The sequence below is a fragment of the Bacillus sp. TSO22 genome, assembly GCF_020223595.1.
Taxonomy (GTDB): domain Bacteria; phylum Bacillota; class Bacilli; order Bacillales; family Bacillaceae; genus Bacillus; species Bacillus inaquosorum.
Map to the genome: position 1 here is coordinate 258,740 of NZ_JAHAWO010000014.1, position 19,258 is coordinate 277,997.

Annotated in this window: 15 protein-coding genes; 9 read left to right on the plus strand and 6 right to left on the minus strand. The window is 47.7% G+C overall.

Annotated elements, in window-relative coordinates; translation table 11 throughout:
• Positions 1–292: 292 nt before the first annotated feature.
• Both KHQ79_RS18550 and KHQ79_RS18555 read left to right on the plus strand, forming a co-directional pair.
• Complete coding sequence (locus tag KHQ79_RS18550) at positions 293–1,156, plus strand: transporter substrate-binding domain-containing protein (protein WP_166854331.1); 864 nt, start codon at positions 293–295, stop codon at positions 1,154–1,156.
• 9 nt (positions 1,157–1,165) lie between these two features.
• A complete protein-coding gene (locus KHQ79_RS18555) occupies positions 1,166–1,846 on the plus strand; it encodes an amino acid ABC transporter permease (protein ID WP_225516480.1) in 681 nt (226 codons plus the stop codon).
• Between the two features lie 48 nt (positions 1,847–1,894).
• Here KHQ79_RS18555 and zinU read toward each other — a convergent pair whose 3' ends face one another.
• From zinU to KHQ79_RS18580, 5 genes are all read right to left on the minus strand, one after another.
• Positions 1,895–3,088: a zinc metallochaperone ZinU gene (gene zinU / locus KHQ79_RS18560; RefSeq protein WP_225516482.1), complete on the minus strand. Its 1,194-nt coding sequence runs from the start codon at positions 3,086–3,088 to the stop codon at positions 1,895–1,897.
• Positions 3,089–3,124: 36 nt separating this feature from the next.
• The gene (locus KHQ79_RS18565) at positions 3,125–4,297 is read right to left on the minus strand and encodes an FAD-dependent oxidoreductase (RefSeq protein WP_225516484.1); all 1,173 of its coding nucleotides are present in this window, start codon (positions 4,295–4,297) and stop codon (positions 3,125–3,127) included.
• Positions 4,298–4,379: 82 nt separating this feature from the next.
• A complete protein-coding gene (locus tag KHQ79_RS18570) occupies positions 4,380–4,964 on the minus strand; it encodes a L,D-transpeptidase (protein WP_225516486.1) in 585 nt (194 codons plus the stop codon).
• Complete coding sequence (gene folE2, locus KHQ79_RS18575) at positions 4,961–5,875, minus strand: GTP cyclohydrolase FolE2 (protein WP_003241149.1); 915 nt, start codon at positions 5,873–5,875, stop codon at positions 4,961–4,963. The genes KHQ79_RS18570 and folE2 overlap by 4 nt, the downstream gene beginning before the upstream one ends.
• 115 nt (positions 5,876–5,990) lie before the next feature.
• Positions 5,991–7,196 carry an MFS transporter gene (locus KHQ79_RS18580; RefSeq protein ID WP_225516488.1) on the minus strand — a complete coding sequence of 402 codons (1,206 nt, stop codon included), beginning with the start codon at positions 7,194–7,196 and terminating at the stop codon, positions 5,991–5,993.
• A 165-nt stretch (positions 7,197–7,361) separates the two neighbouring features.
• Here KHQ79_RS18580 and nirB point away from each other — a divergent pair, with 165 nt between their 5' ends.
• From nirB to cobA, 5 genes are all read left to right on the plus strand, one after another.
• Entirely contained in the window at positions 7,362–9,677 is a 2,316-nt protein-coding gene (nirB, locus tag KHQ79_RS18585; protein WP_225516490.1) for a nitrite reductase large subunit NirB, read from the plus strand.
• A gap of 6 nt (positions 9,678–9,683) precedes the next feature.
• On the plus strand, positions 9,684–11,816 hold the full coding sequence (nasC, locus tag KHQ79_RS18590) for an assimilatory nitrate reductase catalytic subunit NasC (RefSeq protein WP_225516492.1): 2,133 nt from the start codon (positions 9,684–9,686) through the stop codon (positions 11,814–11,816).
• Positions 11,817–11,935: 119 nt separating this feature from the next.
• Positions 11,936–14,353, plus strand: coding sequence for an NADPH-nitrite reductase (gene nasD, locus KHQ79_RS18595; protein WP_225516494.1), 2,418 nt, complete (start codon positions 11,936–11,938; stop codon positions 14,351–14,353).
• A 29-nt stretch (positions 14,354–14,382) separates the two neighbouring features.
• Entirely contained in the window at positions 14,383–14,703 is a 321-nt protein-coding gene (gene nirD / locus KHQ79_RS18600; RefSeq protein WP_014662717.1) for a nitrite reductase small subunit NirD, read from the plus strand.
• Between the two features lie 61 nt (positions 14,704–14,764).
• The gene (gene cobA, locus KHQ79_RS18605) at positions 14,765–16,216 is read left to right on the plus strand and encodes a uroporphyrinogen-III C-methyltransferase (protein WP_225516496.1); all 1,452 of its coding nucleotides are present in this window, start codon (positions 14,765–14,767) and stop codon (positions 16,214–16,216) included.
• A 30-nt stretch (positions 16,217–16,246) separates the two neighbouring features.
• On the opposite strand, the gene ffoR is transcribed toward cobA, so the two are convergent.
• A complete protein-coding gene (gene ffoR, locus KHQ79_RS18610) occupies positions 16,247–17,257 on the minus strand; it encodes a ferredoxin--NADP(+) reductase (protein ID WP_225516498.1) in 1,011 nt (336 codons plus the stop codon).
• 162 nt (positions 17,258–17,419) lie between these two features.
• Between ffoR and KHQ79_RS18615 the strand changes: the two genes are divergently transcribed.
• Positions 17,420–18,274, plus strand: coding sequence for an alpha/beta fold hydrolase (locus KHQ79_RS18615; RefSeq protein ID WP_003241165.1), 855 nt, complete (start codon positions 17,420–17,422; stop codon positions 18,272–18,274).
• A gap of 96 nt (positions 18,275–18,370) precedes the next feature.
• A complete protein-coding gene (locus tag KHQ79_RS18620) occupies positions 18,371–19,255 on the plus strand; it encodes a permease (protein ID WP_080010737.1) in 885 nt (294 codons plus the stop codon).
• Positions 19,256–19,258: the final 3 nt, after the last annotated feature.

Consider the following 19,258-nt stretch of genomic DNA (forward strand, 5'->3'; position numbering starts at 1 on the left):
ACTTAAATTATGCAGAAGATCAACTACATGCTTCTTCACCATTTCATACAGTATTGGCTAATTTCGGGGCCTGCTACTTCCTTCACTTTCACATGCTCTTTCCCTTGATGTGTCAGTGCTTTCATCCTTAGACAACTCCTTTTTTATCACTCCTTCCCTTCATAGCCGCTTTTAAACGCTCACACGCTTTTGTACACACAATTCGAACTTTTTGAAAACGTCATCAACATATTGCAACCCCTTATGTTCAATGCTATCTTTTTAGTTGATTAACAGATTGGGGGAAACAAAGGTGAAATCATTCATGCAATCCAAAGCCGTTATATTCAGTTTTACAATGGCTTTCTTTCTTATATTGGCAGCCTGTTCCGGCAAAAATGAAGCCGGTTCCAAGGATACAGGCTGGGAACAGATCAAAGACAAAGGGAAAATCGTTGTCGCTACATCCGGCACGCTTTATCCTACTTCTTACCACGATACCGATTCTGGTTCCGATAAGCTGACAGGCTACGAGGTTGAAGTCGTTCGTGAAGCGGCAAAACGCCTGGGGCTGAAGGTTGAGTTCAAGGAGATGGGCATTGACGGGATGCTGACAGCGGTGAACAGCGGCCAGGTTGACGCAGCCGCAAATGACATCGATGTGACAAAGGACCGCGAGAAGAAGTTCGCATTTTCCACTCCATATAAATATTCATACGGCACAGCAATTGTCCGAAAAGACGATTTATCAGGGATTAAAACGCTAAAGGATTTAAAAGGGAAGAAAGCAGCTGGCGCGGCAACGACAGTCTACATGGATGTAGCGAGAAAATACGGCGCCAAAGAAGTGATTTATGATAATGCGACCAACGAGCAGTATTTAAAAGATGTCGCCAACGGACGCACTGATGTCATTTTAAACGACTATTACCTGCAGACACTTGCGCTCGCAGCATTCCCGGATCTCAACATTACGATCCACCCTGACATCAAGTACATGCCGAACAAACAGGCACTTGTTATGAAAAAAAGCAATGCAGCACTTCAGAAAAAGATGAACGAAACATTGAAAGAAATGAGCAAGGATGGCACTTTGACTAAGCTGTCGAAACAATTCTTCAATAAAGCAGATGTATCAAAAAAACTGGATGTCGACGTTCAGGACGTTGATTTGTAATCGGACGCCATGATTAATAGCATTCAGTGGGAATATATTTTTAACACGAAGCTGGCAATTGAATCGTTTCCTTATGTCATAAGAGGCATTGGGTATACGCTGCTCATCTCTTTTGTGAGCATGTTTGCGGGAACGGTGATCGGCCTGTTCATATCACTTGCCAGAATGTCTCAATTTGCCTTGTTAAGATGGCCGGCGAAGCTCTATATCTCATTTATGCGGGGCGTTCCGATTTTGGTGATCTTGTTTATCCTTTATTTCGGATTTCCTTATATCGGCATTGAATTTTCCGCTGTCACGGCCGCTTTAATTGGCTTTAGCCTTAACAGCGCCGCCTACATTGCGGAAATTAACCGTTCAGCCATTTCATCTGTTGAAAAAGGACAGTGGGAAGCCGCATCCTCTCTCGGACTTTCCTATTGGCAGACGATGAGAGGCATCATTTTGCCGCAGTCGATCCGTATTGCGCTGCCTCCGCTTGCCAATGTATTGCTCGACTTAATCAAAGCGTCCTCTCTCGCTGCGATGATTACAGTGCCGGAATTGCTCCAGCATGCGAAAATCATCGGCGGCAGAGAGTTTGATTACATGACCATGTATATTCTGACCGCTCTCATTTATTGGGCCATTTGCTCAATTGCCGCGGCTTTTCAGAATATCCTTGAGAAAAAATACGCTCACTATGTTTAAACAAACGTTTCATTAAAAAAAGCCGCTCCGCAGGAGACGGCTTTTTTTCTATTGATTCAGCTTCCACTTGAACGGGTCCTCAAACAGCGACCAGTCGGAATCAAATTCATACTCAGTCAGCAGGCATTGATCAAGCTCTTTCGTGATTGCTTCTTCATCCAAGTCTGTTCCGATAAACACCAGCTGTGTCAGGCGGTCGCCGAATTCTGGATCCCAGTCCTCCAAAATTTCGGGTTCCTGCTGTTTGACTTGCTCCTGCTCAAGCTTAGGCAGCGCCGCCACCCAATAGGATACAGGCTCAATCGTAACCGATGGCCCGGCTTGCGACATCAGCAAAGCGAGGTTGTTATGAGATGCGCACCAGACGATTCCTTTTGCGCGAACCACGGTCTTTGGCATTTGATCCATCCAGCGATAAAACCGCGTAGAATGAAACGGCAAACGTCTCTTATACACAAATGATGAGATGCCGTATTCTTCTGTTTCCGGGGTGTGTTCCGCATGTCCTGCCGTCAGCTCTTGAATCCAGCCGGCAGATCCACTCGCTTCCTCGAAGTTAAATAACCCTGTATGTAAAATCTCCTGGGGTTTTACATTTCCTTTGACCGAACGAATGAATTTGGCCCTTGGCTGCAGTGTGCGAAGCACTTTTTCAAGCTGTTCGAGCTCTTGCTCGCTGACCAAATCACATTTATTTAAGATCAGAACATCGCAAAACTCGATTTGATCGATCAAGAGGTCGGCAATTTCTCTTTCATCCCCTTCCCCCAGTGCTTCTTTGCGGTCCAGAAGGCTATCGCCTGACTGATAATCATGCCAAAAACGGTTGGCATCAACCACTGTCACCATCGTATCCAGCTGACAGAATTTTGTAAGGTCGATTCCCATCTCTTCATCGATATAAGAAAAAGTCTGGGCCACCGGAATCGGTTCACTGATTCCCGTTGATTCGATTACGATATAATCAAACCGCCCTTCTTTTGCCAGCTTCTCGACTTCAATTAATAAATCTTCACGAAGCGTGCAGCAAATACAGCCGTTTGACATTTCCACAAGTTTTTCATCTGTTCTGGAAAGGCCTCCTTCCTGCTTAACCAAGCCCGCGTCAATGTTCACCTCGCTCATATCGTTGACGATGACTGCTATTTTCAAGCCTTCGCGATTTTGCAAAATGCTGTTCAGCAATGTTGTTTTTCCCGCGCCAAGATAACCGCTCAGTACGGTAACCGGAATTTTTTTCATGGTAATGTCCTCCTTATAAAATAGAATGATTACGATTTAAAATGTATGCTTCGCCGTATGTGCAATGGTGTAAGCAGCTTTTCGCGCTCCGGAAATATTTCTCGCTGTCGGCCCGATTTCTAATTCAGCAAAGGCTCCCATTACGTATAATCCTTTTCCCCATTGCAAATCCTGGCCGACAATCGGAAAACCGCAGCCTGCATAAGGCAGTTGCTCGGCTTGCGCCGCTCTCTGCACCCACTCGAACCGGCTGATGTCCGAGGTAAAACCTGTTGCCAGTGCGATACGCTCATATTCGTATGGCGATTCGCTGTTCTTACCATGTATCTGTATCTTGCCGTCATCTGTTTTTTGGCAAGAATCAATGTCATCCTGAATAACTTTTACTCTGCCCTCTTCCCTATAGACAGCAAGCGTTCTTGAAATGTCCTTTGGAAAAGAGCCGCGATGTCTCGCGCTTGTGATCCATTGCCTTCTCTTTTGATAGTCTGTCGTTTTACTGAATGCTTTCATATATTTCGGACCAAGCCAGCCCGGATCACTGTCAAAGTCATAGATTCGGAACGGATGCCTCACTAGCATCGTGACATCATGGCCGTCATCTGCGAGTTTTATGGCGTAATGAGCCGCCGTTATCCCCCCGCCTACAACTGCCATTTGCACACTTTCATTCCTTACATCGTCCACATCTCTATCAAACACATGATAGATGCCGTCATTCTGAAATGGTTTTGCCCACTCCGGCCATGAAGGCTGATGAGAAAAACTCATGGCTAAAACCACTCGTTCACCCGTAATTGTTCCGGCGGCATCTGTCTCCGCTTCCCACAACCCGTTTGTCCTTCTCAAATCTGTCACTGTGCCTGTTTTCCATGCTTGCTCAATATGTATCTCATCCAGCACAGTCTCGCAGTGCTGATTGAAGAGCGACAGCGAGGGCCTCTTATACCTTCCAAAGAACACTTCCGGCCATTGGCTTTTATCCGCATACATTTGCAGACTGAACGGCTCTGTGTCCACGTGATGAACCGATGGAGAGCGCAAGTATTTCATATGAATGCGGCCTGTGTTTCGTTTCCAGCATTCAAGAGGCCGTTCATGGGGATCAATGACAGCAAGATCCTTAATCGATGCCTTTCCGCTTTTCACCAGATGCACAGCCAAGGTAGTGCCTTGGATGCCGCCGCCAATGATCAGCCATTTATACATGGGAGAATCTCCTCTCTACAAAACGTAATTGTTACGATTTAAATCGTATGTTCTTTTTTCCTTTTTGTCAACCGCTTTTAATTCAGCTGATCACAACTTTTGTATGTTCGGGGATGTTTTCATATATCCATTTCGCATCTGGAATGGTCAGCCTGATACATCCGTGAGATGCCTTCCCCCCAAGTTTTTGTGCCTCTTTTTCGATGACTTTTTTATCCTTTGTCATCGGCACACTATGAAATAAAAATTCGCCATGGTTTTTCCATGAGACCCAATATTCCGCGCCTTCCTGATATCCTTCAGAGAAAAACCATTCTCCCCGTTCAGGCTCTATATGAAAGGTGCCCTTTGGCGTAGCATCATCCTTTGTTTGATCAAGTCCTGACGAGACAATCATTGTATAGATGGTTTTGCTTCCTTCTTTGATGTAAGCCTTCTGTTCCTTCACGTCCACATCAATCCAGACATGCTTCTGCTTGATATCCGGGTATTCACCGCCTGAAGGCTTTGTCCAATCAATGCTTGTTTTTTCTGGTTTTCGGGCAGCCGTTATGTGCTCGTCCGTTTTCTTCGTATTTAAACTTGCGTGTTCTTCCGTATGATAAGAACACGCTGACAGCAGGCTGGCCGGCACAAGAACTGCAACAATTAATAATGAGCGTTTCATATTCTATCCACCTGTTTCGAAAAACGCAGCTTCGCGTAGGCATCGTGGAGATGAATCGATTCTTCATTGCGGCATTCAATCTCAAAGGCTGACACCCATTCAAGCTCATACAAATCCGCGGCAATCAGCCGGGCGAGATCCTCAACAAATCTCGGGTTTTCATATGCTGTTTCCGTCACGGCTTTTTCATCAGGGCGCTTCAGCACCGGATGCAGTTTCGCAGAGGCATTTGATTCTGCGGCGTGAAGCAAATCGGCTTTAAAATCGCTTGGCAGCGATGCGGCCGGATGAATATCAGCCCAAATGCTGACCGTTCCCCTCTGATTATGGGCACTGTATTCACTGATTTCCTTGGAGCAAGGGCACAGCGTCGTTACTTTCGCTGAAATGCCTGCACGCTGTTCAAACGGCTGATCTTCGCGATAGGTGACAGACATCAATATGTCAGCATGCATCAGACCCGCTTTCTCAAGCTTCGGGCTTTTCCGTTCGAAAAACCATGGAAACCGCACTTCGACTGAAGCAGAGGACTGGCCCATGTTTTCCGCAAGCTCTTTCGTAAATTGCTGAAGTGAGGAAAATGAGAGAATCCAGCCGTTTTGATGATAGACATGCAGAAGCTCTGTTAACCGGCTCATGTTAATCCCCTTCTGATTTCTCCGCAAATCACAAGTCATTGTAAATTTTGCAGCCGTTGTTTGCTCAGCAGGCGTCATAGCAGAAGTGATTGTGACCGGATGGAATACATTAGCGACACCTACATGCTGAATGTCAAAAAAATAATCCTTCCTGATATTTTGCAGATCCTTCATTTTCTCTTTTTCTACAGGTTTCTCGCCTTTTATCGGACTGACCGACCCAAAGTATTGAAGACGTTCCGGTTTTCCCGGAAGCGGCGTATGTTGATTCAATCAGAAAACTCCTCTCATTAACAAATCGTAATAATTACTATTTATTTTGATGGGTTCACTGATTAAAATCAAGAGAAAATAAAAAAGACACGCACAAATGCGTGTCCGTCAAAGCCTAAATATCAGCGGGGCTGCTTTCCGTGCTCCAGCTTTTTCTCCAGTAATAGCCTGCGGCAAGCACGAGCGCAAACGCCAGCAGCGCGATACAGGAAAACGTGATAAAACCGATAGCATATGTGCCTGTCATCTGTTTTAGCGATCCTAAGATGTTCGGCAGAAAAAATCCTCCTATGCCGCCGGCCGCGCCGACAATTCCGGTCACCATGCCGATTTCTTTGCGGAAGCGCTGCGGTACGAGCTGGAATACGGCTCCGTTCCCCATTCCGAGCCCCATCATTCCGACAAACAAAAGAACGATGACCATTGAAAGAGACGGCAGGCTGCTGACCCCGGCCATACACAGGGCCACGATGACAAACAATACAGAAAGAACTTTCGTGCCGCCGACACGATCCGAAATCCAGCCCCCGACAGGCCGGAAAAAGCTCCCCGCCGCCACACATAATGTAACGAAATCACCAGCGTGAATTTTTGAGAGCTGGTATTGATCGACAAAGAAAATAGATAAAAAGCTTGATAGCCCGACAAATCCTCCGAATGTGACGCTGTACAGCAGGCAGAAAAACCATGTTTCCTTTTGCCTGAACACATGGAGATAGTTTTTGAGCGGCTGCGGCGCCGGCTGTGCAGGAGAATCCTTTGCCATGGATACAAAAAGAACAAAGACGATCAATAAAGGAATAAGCGCAATTCCCATGACAATATGCCAGCCGAACTGCTCTGCAAGACGCGGGCCAAACAGGGTTGCAAACAAAGTGCCGCTGTTCCCTGCGCCGGCGATCCCCATCGCAAGCCCCTGCAGATGTGGCGGATACCAACGGCTTGCCATAGGAAGCGCAACGGCAAAGCTTGCCCCCGCCACGCCAAGCAGAATTCCGATGGCATACAGCTCAGGCAGCGACCGGCCGCCAAATGTCCCCCAAAGCAGCGGAACCATTGTCACCACCATACCGATCACTGCCGTTTTTTTCGGTCCAATTCTGTCCGTTAATATTCCTAAAATGATACGAAACACAGATCCTGATAAAATCGGCACAGCCACGATAAGCCCTTTCTCAAAAGGAGACAGGCCAAAATCCTGAGAAATATAAACACCCAGCGCCCCAAGCATAACCCATATCATAAAACTCACATCAAAGTATAAAAAGGAACAGAGCAAAGTGAGTGGATGACCGCTAGTTTTCAGTTCCGACAGCTTCATAAGTTTCCCCTTTCTTGACCCTTGATTATTTTAAATTTTCTGAATTAAGGATATATGACCATTTTTTTCTGGAAAAGACATGTGTAAGTTTTTGTGACACGTTTAATGCGTTAACAATGCGTTGTGACATAATTTTTAATAGGAGAATCAAAGGAGGTCTGGCACATGAAGAAACAAAGATTGGTGTTAGCAGGAAACGGAATGGCCGGAATCCGCTGTATTGAAGAAGTATTGAAGCTGAATCGCGAAATGTTCGAGATTGTCATTTTCGGAAGCGAACCGCATCCCAACTATAATCGCATTCTCTTATCCTCTGTATTGCAGGGTGAGGCGTCACTCGATGACATTACATTAAACAGCAAGGATTGGTACGCCAAGCATGGGATTACCCTTTACACGGGCGAAACGGTTGTCCAAATTGATACAGATCAGCAGAGGGTCATCACGGATCGGAAGCGCACGCTGTCTTATGACAAATTAATTGTGGCAACAGGCTCCTCCCCTCATATTCTCCCCATCCCCGGGGCAGACAAAGAAGGCGTATATGGGTTTCGAACAATAGAAGACTGCCAGGCGTTGATGACCATGGCCGAACACTATCAAAAGGCAGCGGTGATCGGAGCCGGCTTATTAGGACTGGAAGCTGCTGTCGGTTTACAGCATCTCGGCATGGATGTCAACGTCATTCACCACTCCGCCGGCATCATGCAAAAACAGCTCGATCAAACGGCGTCGCGGCTGCTACAGACGGAGCTGGAACGAAAAGGCTTAACCTTTCTTTTAGAGAAAGACACCGTATCCATTTCTGGCACCTCGCGGGCAGACGGAATCCGTTTTAAAGACGGATCTTCACTGAAAGCAGACTTGATTGTGATGGCAGCTGGCGTGAGGCCGAATATTGAATTGGCTGTATCAGCCGGAATTGCAGTAAACCGCGGGATCATCGTGAATGACTACATGCAGACGAGCGAACCGAATGTGTATGCCGTCGGGGAATGCGCCGAGCATAACGGAACGGTATATGGTTTGGCAGCCCCGCTTTATGAGCAGGGAAAAGTTCTCGCCAAACATATTTGCGGCGTTCCATGTAAGGGATATCAAGGCTCAGCACCATCTGCAGCTTTAAAAATAGCTGGAATTGATGTGTGGTCAGCCGGAAAGATTCACGAAGATGAACGCACGACGAGCATCAACATCTACGATGAGCAAGCCGGTATTTATAAAAAAGCACTCTTTGAGGATGACAAACTGGCCGGCGTTATTTTATTCGGAGACACACGTGACAAGAAACGATTTCTCGACAGCCTGCTTAAACAAAGAGACATCTCCATTGTCAAAAAGCAGATCATCGAACCGGAGAAAACCGGCACATTATTTGAATCCATGCCCTCTAGTGAAACAATTTGCCAATGCAACTCAGTGACTAAAGGCGGGATTGAAGAAGCGGTGCACACGAAAGGCTTAACAACTGTTGAGGAAGTCAAGCACTGCACCAAAGCATCCGGCTCCTGCGGAGGATGTAAGCCGCTCGTTGAAGATCTTTTGAAGCACATGACCAGCGGCGAATATACAGAGCCCGCCGGCACACCTGCGTTTTGCGGCTGCACCGATTTTACGGAAGACGACATCATTGCTGAGCTTCAGCGCAGACCATGCACTGATCCGGCAGAAGCGATGAGCCAGCTTGGCTGGAAAACGAAAAACGGATGCAGCAAGTGTGTCCCGGCGATTCAATACTACCTGGAAATGCTGCACCCTGGTTTTGTTCAGCCTGAATCAGCCGCCGAAGATACATACACCTTGGTTCCGCAAATGTACGGCGGGCTGACGAACGCGGAGCAGCTAAGAAATATCGCTGACATCATCGAGGCATACAGCATCCCTGGCGCATCCATCACTCACGGCCAAAGACTGAAGCTTTCCGGGATCAAACCTGCGGATCTCCCGAACATCAAAAAAGACCTGAAAGTGCCCGTTCGCTCCAACGAACACCGCCGCGCACTGCAAAGTGTCAAAGCATGTACATGCGGACAAAACCGATCGATTCAGCAGCTGGCAGCCCAGATCGAGAGACATCTTGAGATGCTTTCCATGCCCGCTTACATTTCTATCAGCTTATCATGTGAAACAGACTGCACCGATGCCGCCATACAAGATGTCGGCGCGATTCGGACAAAAGCTGGCTGGGACATTTACATCGGCGGTGTCCGGGGAACTCATGCCCGTACCGGAGCCCTGTTTTGCGTGACAGACAACGCAGACAGCACTGCCGGCATGATCAAAGGACTGATCCAGTATTATCGTGAAACGGCTCATTACGAGGAAGCCGTACATCAGTGGATGGACCGTCTCGGGATCGTGCATATCAGAGAAGTGCTATTTGAAGAGGATCTAAGGACACAGCTGCTGGAAAGCCTCCAAACAGACCTGTCACTGATTCAAAACCCGCCCATAGAGGCAGGCGCACATAAGAAAGGATGAGGCATTTTGACTGAACGACTGCTTAGATATTTCCGCGAGAAACAGCAAGACATCCAATCAGAAAAAACGTATGACACCCAATGCCCGTTTTGCAGCATGCAGTGCAAAATGCAGCTCGTGGAACAAACCATCGTTACACGGAAAAAGTACACAGCGATCGGGATTGATAATCCTACGACACAGGGCAGGTTATGCATGAAGGGCATGAACGCCCACCAGCATGCCCTGAACTCCTCCCGCATCACCCGGCCGCTGCTGAAGAAAAACGGCGAGTTTATGCCTGTTTCCTGGGAAGAAGCACTGAATCATATCAAAGACCAAGTGACAATGATCCAAACTGAACACGGCCATAACGCCATGGCTGTATACGGAAGCGCCTCGATTACAAATGAAGAGGCGTACTTGTTAGGGAAGTTCGCGCGGGTGGGCTTACAGACAAAATACATCGACTATAACGGGAGACTTTGTATGTCCGCCGCAGCAACCGCAGCCAACCAAACATTCGGCGCGGACAGAGGCTTAACGAATCCATTATCAGACATCCCCCACACCCGTGTGATCATACTGGCCGGCACCAATATTGCGGAATGCCAGCCTACGATTATGCCGTATTTTGAAAAAGCGATAGAAAACGGAGCTTACATCATTGCCATTGATCCCCGTGAAACCGCGACAACGAAAATCGCCGATCTTCATCTGAAAATCAAACCCGGCACAGACGCCGCTCTTGCCAACGGTCTCGTCAAAATCATCATCGACGAACAGCTCATTAACGAGGATTTCATTCGATCACGAACAAGTGGGTTCGAGGAGCTGAAGCAGCATACTGACGCGCTGAGCCTGAATGATATCGCCGAACAGACGAGTGTCCCGCTGGCGCACATGCGAAAAGCGGCCGTGAAGTTTGCCAAGGAAACGTCCGGCATGCTGTTTACAGCCCGCGGGATCGAACAGCAAACCGATGGAACAGCGGCTGTGAAAGGCTTCTTAAACATGGTGCTGATCACAGGAAAAATCGGTAAACCTTACTCGGGCTACGGGGCGATCACCGGACAAGGCAACGGGCAAGGCGCCAGAGAGCATGGCCAAAAAGCCGATCAGCTTCCAGGCTACCGTTCTATCGAAAATGAAGAACACCGGGCGCATATTGCGAAAGTGTGGGGAATCCATCAGGATGAACTCCCGCGAAAAGGTGTCTCAGCCTATGAAATAATGGAAAAAATCAATGACGGCGACATCAAAGGACTGTTCCTCATGTGCTCTAACCCTGCTGTTTCCAGTCCAAATGCAAATCTCGTGAAAAAAGCTTTAAGAAAACTGACTTTCTTTGTCGCAATCGATTTGTTTATTTCTGAAACTGCAACATACGCAGATGTGATTTTGCCCGCCTCCTCTTACTTAGAAGATGAGGGCACCATGACAAATGTCGAAGGCCGCGTGACATTAAGAGAAGCAAGCCGGCCGTGTCCCGGAGAAGCAAAGCATGATTGGCAGATCATTTGTAAGATCGCATCCGCTCTCGGAAAAGGCCGTTACTTTTCTTACACGTCAGCAGAGGATATTTTTAATGAATTAAGAGAGGCAAGCCGAGGCGGAATTGCCGATTATTCAGGCATCACATACGACAGGCTCAGACGTGAAGGCGGCATTCACTGGCCGTGTCCGGAACCTGATCACCCCGGAACCGGGCGCTTGTTTGCGGACTCATTTGCACATCCGGACCAAAAAGCGGCATTAAGTGTGATTCCAAACGAACCGGCTGTTCCAAAAGAGAAGCCTACAGCCGATTATCCGCTGTATTTAACGACAGGCAGGGTCATGTCTCACTACTTAACAGGCGTCCAAACGAGAAAAAGCGCCGCCCTTGCCGCGAGACATTTTGAATCATTTATGGAAATCCATCCGCAAACAGCGGCGTCCTTCCATATTGAAGACCGTGTTCTCGTAAAAATAGAATCCCCGCGGGGAAGCATCACTGTCCGCAGCAAATTATCGGAACAAATCAGAAAAGATACCGTCTTTGTTCCCATCCATTGGGCGGATGCTCAAAACGTGAATGATTTAATCGGAGAAGCCTTAGATCCAGCCTGTAAAATGCCCGGTTTTAAGATATGCGCGGTCCGAATCAAACCTATTTAATTTTTCATAAAATTTTTAGAACTTTTCGTATATTTTGTTACATTTTATAACATGTATCTTAAATATTCCTTTTTGCTGTGCTACGCTGGAAAAAACATTGATAAGGAGCGGATCATCTGATGGGAAAAAAACAGCTAGTCCTTGTTGGAAATGGAATGGCCGGGGTAAGGGCCATTGAAGAGATATTGAGTGTTGCAAAAGATGAATTTCAGATCACAATTTTCGGTTCCGAACCGCATCCCAACTACAACCGAATCCTATTGTCAAAAGTGCTTCAAGGCGATACCGACATCAAAGATATTACGTTAAATGATTGGGACTGGTACGAAGAAAACAATATTCAATTGTATACAAATGAAACAGTCATCAAAGTGGACACAGAAAACAAAACGGTCATCACAGACGCGGACCGAATCCAGCCTTACGACGAATTGATCCTGGCGACAGGCTCTGTCCCTTTTATCCTTCCGATTCCGGGCGCAGACAAAAAAGGCGTCACGGCTTTCCGGGACATCAAAGATACAGACACGATGCTCGCCGCGTCAAAACAATATAAAAAAGCAGCCGTCATCGGCGGAGGCTTGCTCGGTTTGGAAGCCGCTCGCGGATTGCTGAATCTCGGCATGGACGTGTCCGTCATCCACCTCGCACCATTCCTGATGGAACGCCAGCTTGATGCAACGGCAGGACGCCTGCTGCAAAACGAGTTAGAAAAACAAGGAATGACCTTTTTACTTGAAAAGCAAACCGAAGCAATTGTCGGTGATGACCGTGTCGAAGGCGTCCGATTCAAAGACGGCACAAGCATTGAAGCTGATTTAGTCGTCATGGCTGTCGGCATCCGCCCGAATACAGTACTTGGAGCCGAAAGCGGCATTCCGGTTAACCGCGGAATCATTGTCAACGATTATATGCAAACTGAAATCCCGCACATTTATGCAGTCGGTGAATGTGCTGAGCACCGGGGAATCGTATACGGGCTCGTGGCGCCGCTCTATGAACAGGCCAAAGTGCTGGCGAAGCATATGTGCGGCATCGAAACAAAACCGTATGAAGGCTCCGTTCTCTCCACTCAGTTAAAGGTATCAGGCGTCGAGGTCTTCTCTGCCGGTGACTTTGATGAATCAGAGGACAAAAAAGCGATTAAAGTATTCGATGAACAGGACGGCATTTATAAAAAAATCGTTCTGAGAGGCAACCAAATTGTCGGTGCTGTTTTATTCGGCGACAGCAGCGAGGGCAACCGCCTGTTTTCTATGATTCAAAAAGAAGCCGATATCTCTGAAACCTCTAAAATATCAATCTTACAGCCTCTCAACCAAGAAGCAGGCACAAGCATCACCGCAGCGATGAGCGACGATGAAATCATCTGCGGCTGCAACGGCGTGTCAAAAGGTGACATTATTCAAGCCATACAGGAAAAGGGCTGCTCGTCAACAGACGAGATCAAAGCATGCACCGGTGCATCCCGCTCATGCGGAGGCTGTAAGCCGCTCGTAGAAGAAATCCTCCAGCATACGCTCGGATCAGACTTTGATGCGTCAGCGCAAAAAGAAGCGATTTGCGGCTGCACCACATTGTCGAGAGATGAAGTCGTAGAAGAAATCAAAGCCAAAGGGCTGTCACATACCAGAGAAATCATGAATGTGCTCGGCTGGAAAACACCAGAAGGCTGTTCCAAATGCCGGCCTGCTCTGAACTACTACTTAGGCATGATCAATCCAACCAAATACGAGGATGAACGGACATCCCGCTTTGTTAATGAACGAATGCACGCCAACATTCAAAAAGACGGAACATACTCAGTCGTTCCCCGGATGTACGGAGGCGTGACCAACTCCACAGATTTGCGCAAGATCGCAGATGTCGTCGACAAATATGAGATCCCGCTCGTGAAAATGACCGGCGGCCAGCGCATTGATCTCATCGGCGTGAAAAAAGAAGACCTTCCAAAGGTATGGGAAGATCTTGATATGCCGTCAGGCTACGCGTACGGAAAGACACTCCGCACAGTAAAAACGTGCGTAGGTGAGCAATTCTGCCGTTTCGGCACGCAAGACTCCATGGCACTGGGCATTGCGCTTGAGAAAAAATTCGAAGGGCTGAACACGCCTCATAAAGTCAAAATGGCCGTGTCTGCCTGCCCGCGGAACTGTGCGGAATCCGGCATTAAGGACCTTGGCGTTGTCGGCATTGACGGAGGCTGGGAGCTTTACGTCGGCGGGAACGGCGGAACCCATTTGCGCGCCGGTGATTTGCTGATGAAGGTGAAAACAAATGAAGAAGTCTTAGAATACGCAGGCGCTTACCTGCAATATTACCGGGAAACCGCAAACTATCTGGAGCGTACTTCCGCATGGCTTGAGCGCGTCGGTTTATCCCATGTCCAATCCGTGTTAAACGATCCGGAAAAACGGCAGGAGCTGAACGACCGAATGAATGAAACACTCTCTGTCCACAAGGATCCGTGGAAGAATTTCCTGGAAAACAAACAAACCTCTAAAGAATTATTTGAAAATGTCGTGACGACATCATAATGACAAAAAAACATTGAGGAGGAACGGACATGGTGAACAAAGACGTAACAAAAGTATGTATCGGAAAAATTGGAGAATTGCCTGAACAATTAGGCAAAACAGTGTATATTGAAGATAAGGAGCTTGCAGTCTTCAAGCTTTCAAATGGAAGCATCCGCGCCATCGAAAACCGCTGTCCGCATAAGGGCGGAGTTCTGGCAGAAGGCATCGTCAGCGGCGAATATGTTTTCTGCCCGATGCACGACTGGAAAATCTCCTTAGAAGACGGAATTGTTCAAGAACCTGATCACGGATGCGTTAAAACATACGAAACGCTGATCGAAGGAGAACATGTTTATCTCGTATATTGATCAAAAGACCGGATCACTTTTCAAGTGATCCCTTCATTTTTTACAGTGACGGAAGGATGACATGACCATGAAGAACGGAATCGTATATTTCGTGGGAGCTGGCCCCGGCGATCCAGGGCTGCTCACCATTAAAGGAAAACAGGCGCTGGAGGAAGCAGATGTCATTTTATATGACCGGCTCGCCAACCCGAAGCTGCTCGAATTTGCATCACCGGACTGCGAGTTTATTTATTGCGGAAAACTGCCAGACCGCCATTTTATGAAACAAAGAGAAATTAACGCCCTGCTGGTTGAAAAAGCATTAAAGGGGTTAACCGTCGTCCGTTTAAAAGGCGGAGATCCGAGCGTATTCGGCAGAGTCGGCGAGGAAGCAGATGCTCTCCATGAGCACGGCATCCGCTATGAAATGGTGCCGGGAATCACCTCTGGAATTGCAGCGCCGCTATATGCGGGCATCCCTGTCACGCATCGGGATTTCGCATCGTCTTTTGCCATGATTACAGCGCATGATAAATCATTAAAAGGCACGCCGAATCTTGACTGGGAAGGGCTTGCCCGGAGCGTTCAAACCCTTGTCTTTTACATGGGTGTCAAGAATTTGTCTTATATTTGCCAGCAGCTCATCGCGTACGGAAAATCTCCTTCCGTCCCTGTCATTGTGGTCCAATGGGGAACGTGGGGCCGACAGCGGAGTGTGAAAGGATCGCTTGAAAACATTCAGCAAAAAGTTCAGGAACACCAGATCACAAACCCTGCGATTATCGTCATCGGAGATATCGTCAACTTTCAAACACACAGCTGGTTTGAAAGCAAACCACTCATCGGCCAGCACATGATGGTTGTCACTCATGGCGAAGATGAAGAGCCGCTTGCAGACAAGCTGCGCGATTCCGGTGCCGATGTCATCGAATGGCCGAAATGGCGGACTGAGAACATGCCTGTCAATGAAGAGATTCTTCAAAAGATCGGCACCTTTGAAGACATTTTTTTCACATCGCGCCGTGCGGTTTGTGAATTTTTCCAAACAATTGCTTCCAAGAAAATCGACATCCGCCAGCTGACAGCCGGACTGAGTGCGGCATCTGAACATGCAGAGACAGAGCTTGAAAAACGAGGTTTTCGCGTCTCCGCCAGTCAGCCTGAATCTGAAAAACGTCTTGTTGTCGGGAGCCGCCATGCAGTGGAAAACATGCAGACGCAGAAGCTCTGTTCGTTTTATGTCACCCATGAAAATGTTATAGATGACCGGTTCACCCACATGATTCAGCGAACCATCAGTGAATCTCCGTTGCACATGATCATTTGTCCGAGCAAACCGTCCGTTCAGCAATTGATCAGCGCAGGCGAACAAATTGGCATCTCGCCGGAACCGTCAGCAAGCCGACCTCCCATCGTCTGCATAGGCGATGACTCAGCTGCCGGTGCTTATGGATTCACAACTGTCCAAGAACAGAAGGAATTGTTTGCTCTCATTCAGAATCAACAGGCGAAAAAAAAGCTCCTTCACAGCTGATTGCAAGCAGCCCTTTTCTCAAGGGCTGTTTTATTTATGCACCAATTTTTTGTGATGAGTTGAATACATCGCCATATTCTCGGCCTTAGGGTCCAAATAAGCCTTCGCGCTGTTGACCGCTGTCGGGCCTTCCGTAAAGCCGCCGGCAATCAATCTCAGCTTGCTTTCATAAAAAGCCGCATCACCCGCTACAAACACGCCCGGAAGATTCGTCCGCATATGTCTGTCAGCTTTCACCCTGCCTTCTTCAATCTCCAGCCCCCACTCCTTCATCGGCCCGAGATCAATTTTGAACCCATGATTAATGATCAGCTCATCAACCTCTACGTCTTCCCTCTGGCCAGACGCAGTATGACAAATCGTCACGCTTTGGATTCGCTCATCATTGCCGCTCAGCTGCTCCAGCCTATAAGGAGTAAGCACCCGCACTGATGATTGCTTCATTTTCGTCACGCTGCTTTCCAATCCGCCGAATTCCTCGCGCCGGTGAACGACAGTCACAGACGCCGCAATCGGTTCCAGCTCATTGGCCCAATCGACCGCAGTATCTCCGCCGCCTGATATTACGACCCGCTTGCCTTTAAACGCATCAAGCTTCTCAACCCCGTAATGAAGATTTTTGCCCGCGTACCGGGTCGCATCCTCACTGTCAAACTCATTGACCTCAAGTGTCCCCATGCCACAAGCCAAAATCACCGTTTTTGTATAGTGCTTTTCGCCTTCAGAACCTGTCAGCACAATGGTGCCGTCATTCAGGCGTTCAAAGCCGCTCACACGCTGATTCAGCACGATATCAGGGTCAAACGTCGCCGCCTGCTCCTTCAGCTGTTCGATCAGCTGCTTTCCCGCAATCCCCGGTATTCCGCCGATATCGCGAATAATTTTCTCAGGAAAGAATAAAGACACCTTCCCTCCGAGCCGCGGCAAAAATTCGATCACTTTCGTTTTCAGCTCCCGCATCCCGCAGTAAAAAGCCGTAAACAGCCCGATCGGCCCTCCGCCTATAATCGTAACGTCATATACCTCTTGATTCTCAGCCATCCGTCCTGCCTCCCGTACACATCTATATCAAATCATTTTAATTGAGAATGAATATCAATACAAAGTATATCATATTTTACGTGCCTTTGTTTATTCATTTCTTCTTCTTGTGGTAAATTGTTGAAAACCCTATAATAGGCAAAAAACAAATGGGAGAAACAGATGAAAAGACGAGTCAGAACGATCACTTTCGAAGGACTTACACTAGAATATTCTGTGACAGGCAAGGGAGCCCCCATTATGGTCATGCATGGCGGGCATTCAAATTGCTACGAGGAATTCGGGTACACGTCGCTGGTCGAGCATGGGTACTCCATCATCACGCCTTCAAGGCCCGGCTACGGACGAACGTCAAAAGAGATTGGAAAAAGTCTTGCCGACGCCTGCCGTTTCTATGTGAAGCTGTTAGATCATTTACAAATCGACAGCGTCCATGTGATTGCCATCTCAGCAGGCGGCCCGAGCGGCATATGCTTTGCCTCACATCATCCAGAAAGGACAAACACTCTGACCCTGCAATCCGCGATCACCAAAGAATGGCTCACCCCTCAAGACACGGAATACAAAGTTGGGAGAATCCTCTTCCGCCCTCCGGTGGAAAAGTGGCTGTGGAAGCTGGCTTCTTCTCTGAATAACGCCTTCCCGCGTTTGATGTTTCGAGTTATGAGTCCGCAATTCAGCACGCTTTCGTTTCAGCGAATCAAGTCCATGATGGATGAAAAAGACATAGAAGCATTTCGAAAAATGAACAGCAGGCAGCGCTCAGGTGAAGGATTTCTGCTCGACTTGCCACAAACCGCCGCTGTCTCTTCAAAAGAGCTGCAGGCCATCACATGCCCCGTACTGATTATGCAAAGCGTTTACGATGGATTTGTCGACTTGTCACATGCACATCATGCAAAAGAACACATTCCTGACGCTGCTCTCTGTTTGATTCACTCATGGGGGCACTTGATTTGGCTTGGGAAAGAAGCTGCTGAAACAGACAGAATCATACTCGAATTTTTGGAATCCTAAACAAGGTGAAACAATCCTTTCCCCTCCTCCGTCAAACAAGCAGTGCCTTTTTTCTGGTAACATAAGAGGCAGCTTAACATGAGCGGAGGTTTTATTGTGACAGCACAATCATCTTTTCTTCAGCTGAATTCTATTTTTATCAGCATTTTAATAGAAGCCATTCCGTTTATTCTGATTGGCGTCATACTTTCCGGAATCATTCAAATGTTTGTTTCTGAAGAAATGATTGCGAGGATCATGCCGAAAAACCGCTTTCTCGCCGTTTTATTCGGTGCGCTGGCCGGGGTTTTATTTCCTGCCTGCGAATGCGGTATCATCCCGATTACGAGGCGGCTTCTGTTAAAGGGGGTTCCTCTGCATGCGGGCGTCGCTTTCATGCTGACCGCGCCTATCATTAACCCTATCGTTTTATTTTCCACTTATATTGCGTTTGGGAATAGATGGAGCGTTGTCTTTTACCGGGGTGGACTGGCGCTCGCCGTTTCGGTGATCATTGGGATCATCTTATCCTATCAATTTAAGGATAATCAGCTTTTAAAGCCTGATGAACCCGGGCATCACCATCATCACCACCACACCCTGCTTCAAAAGCTGGGAGGGACCTTGCGTCACGCCATTGATGAATTTTTCTCCGTGGGAAAATATTTAATCATCGGCGCCTTTATCGCTGCTGCTATGCAGACGTATGTCAAAACATCCACTCTGCTTGCGATCGGGCAGAATGATGTATCCTCTTCCCTCGTGATGATGGGACTGGCGTTTGTCTTGTCGCTTTGTTCAGAGGTCGATGCGTTCATCGCGTCTTCCTTCAGCAGCACATTTTCATTAGGATCGTTAATCGCCTTTCTCGTCTTTGGCGCGATGGTGGATATTAAGAATCTATTGATGATGCTTGCGGCCTTCAAAAAACGATTTGTTTTCCTGCTGATTACGTACATTGTCGTGATTGTCTTAGCGGGATCACTACTGGTAAAGGGGTGATTG

Bases quoted from the DNA above. Each gene is read 5' to 3' on its own strand.
- KHQ79_RS18555 (WP_225516480.1), top strand. From the start codon at position 1,166: ATGATTAATAGCATTCAGTGGGAATATATTTTTAACACGAAGCTGGCA.
- zinU (WP_225516482.1), bottom strand. From the start codon at position 3,088: ATGAAAAAAATTCCGGTTACCGTACTGAGCGGTTATCTTGGCGCGGGA.
- KHQ79_RS18565 (WP_225516484.1), bottom strand. From the start codon at position 4,297: ATGTATAAATGGCTGATCATTGGCGGCGGCATCCAAGGCACTACCTTG.
- KHQ79_RS18570 (WP_225516486.1), bottom strand. From the start codon at position 4,964: ATGAAACGCTCATTATTAATTGTTGCAGTTCTTGTGCCGGCCAGCCTG.
- KHQ79_RS18580 (WP_225516488.1), bottom strand. From the start codon at position 7,196: ATGAAGCTGTCGGAACTGAAAACTAGCGGTCATCCACTCACTTTGCTC.
- nirB (WP_225516490.1), top strand. From the start codon at position 7,362: ATGAAGAAACAAAGATTGGTGTTAGCAGGAAACGGAATGGCCGGAATC.
- nasD (WP_225516494.1), top strand. From the start codon at position 11,936: ATGGGAAAAAAACAGCTAGTCCTTGTTGGAAATGGAATGGCCGGGGTA.
- nirD (WP_014662717.1), top strand. From the start codon at position 14,383: ATGGTGAACAAAGACGTAACAAAAGTATGTATCGGAAAAATTGGAGAA.
- cobA (WP_225516496.1), top strand. From the start codon at position 14,765: ATGACCATGAAGAACGGAATCGTATATTTCGTGGGAGCTGGCCCCGGC.
- ffoR (WP_225516498.1), bottom strand. From the start codon at position 17,257: ATGGCTGAGAATCAAGAGGTATATGACGTTACGATTATAGGCGGAGGG.
- KHQ79_RS18615 (WP_003241165.1), top strand. From the start codon at position 17,420: ATGAAAAGACGAGTCAGAACGATCACTTTCGAAGGACTTACACTAGAA.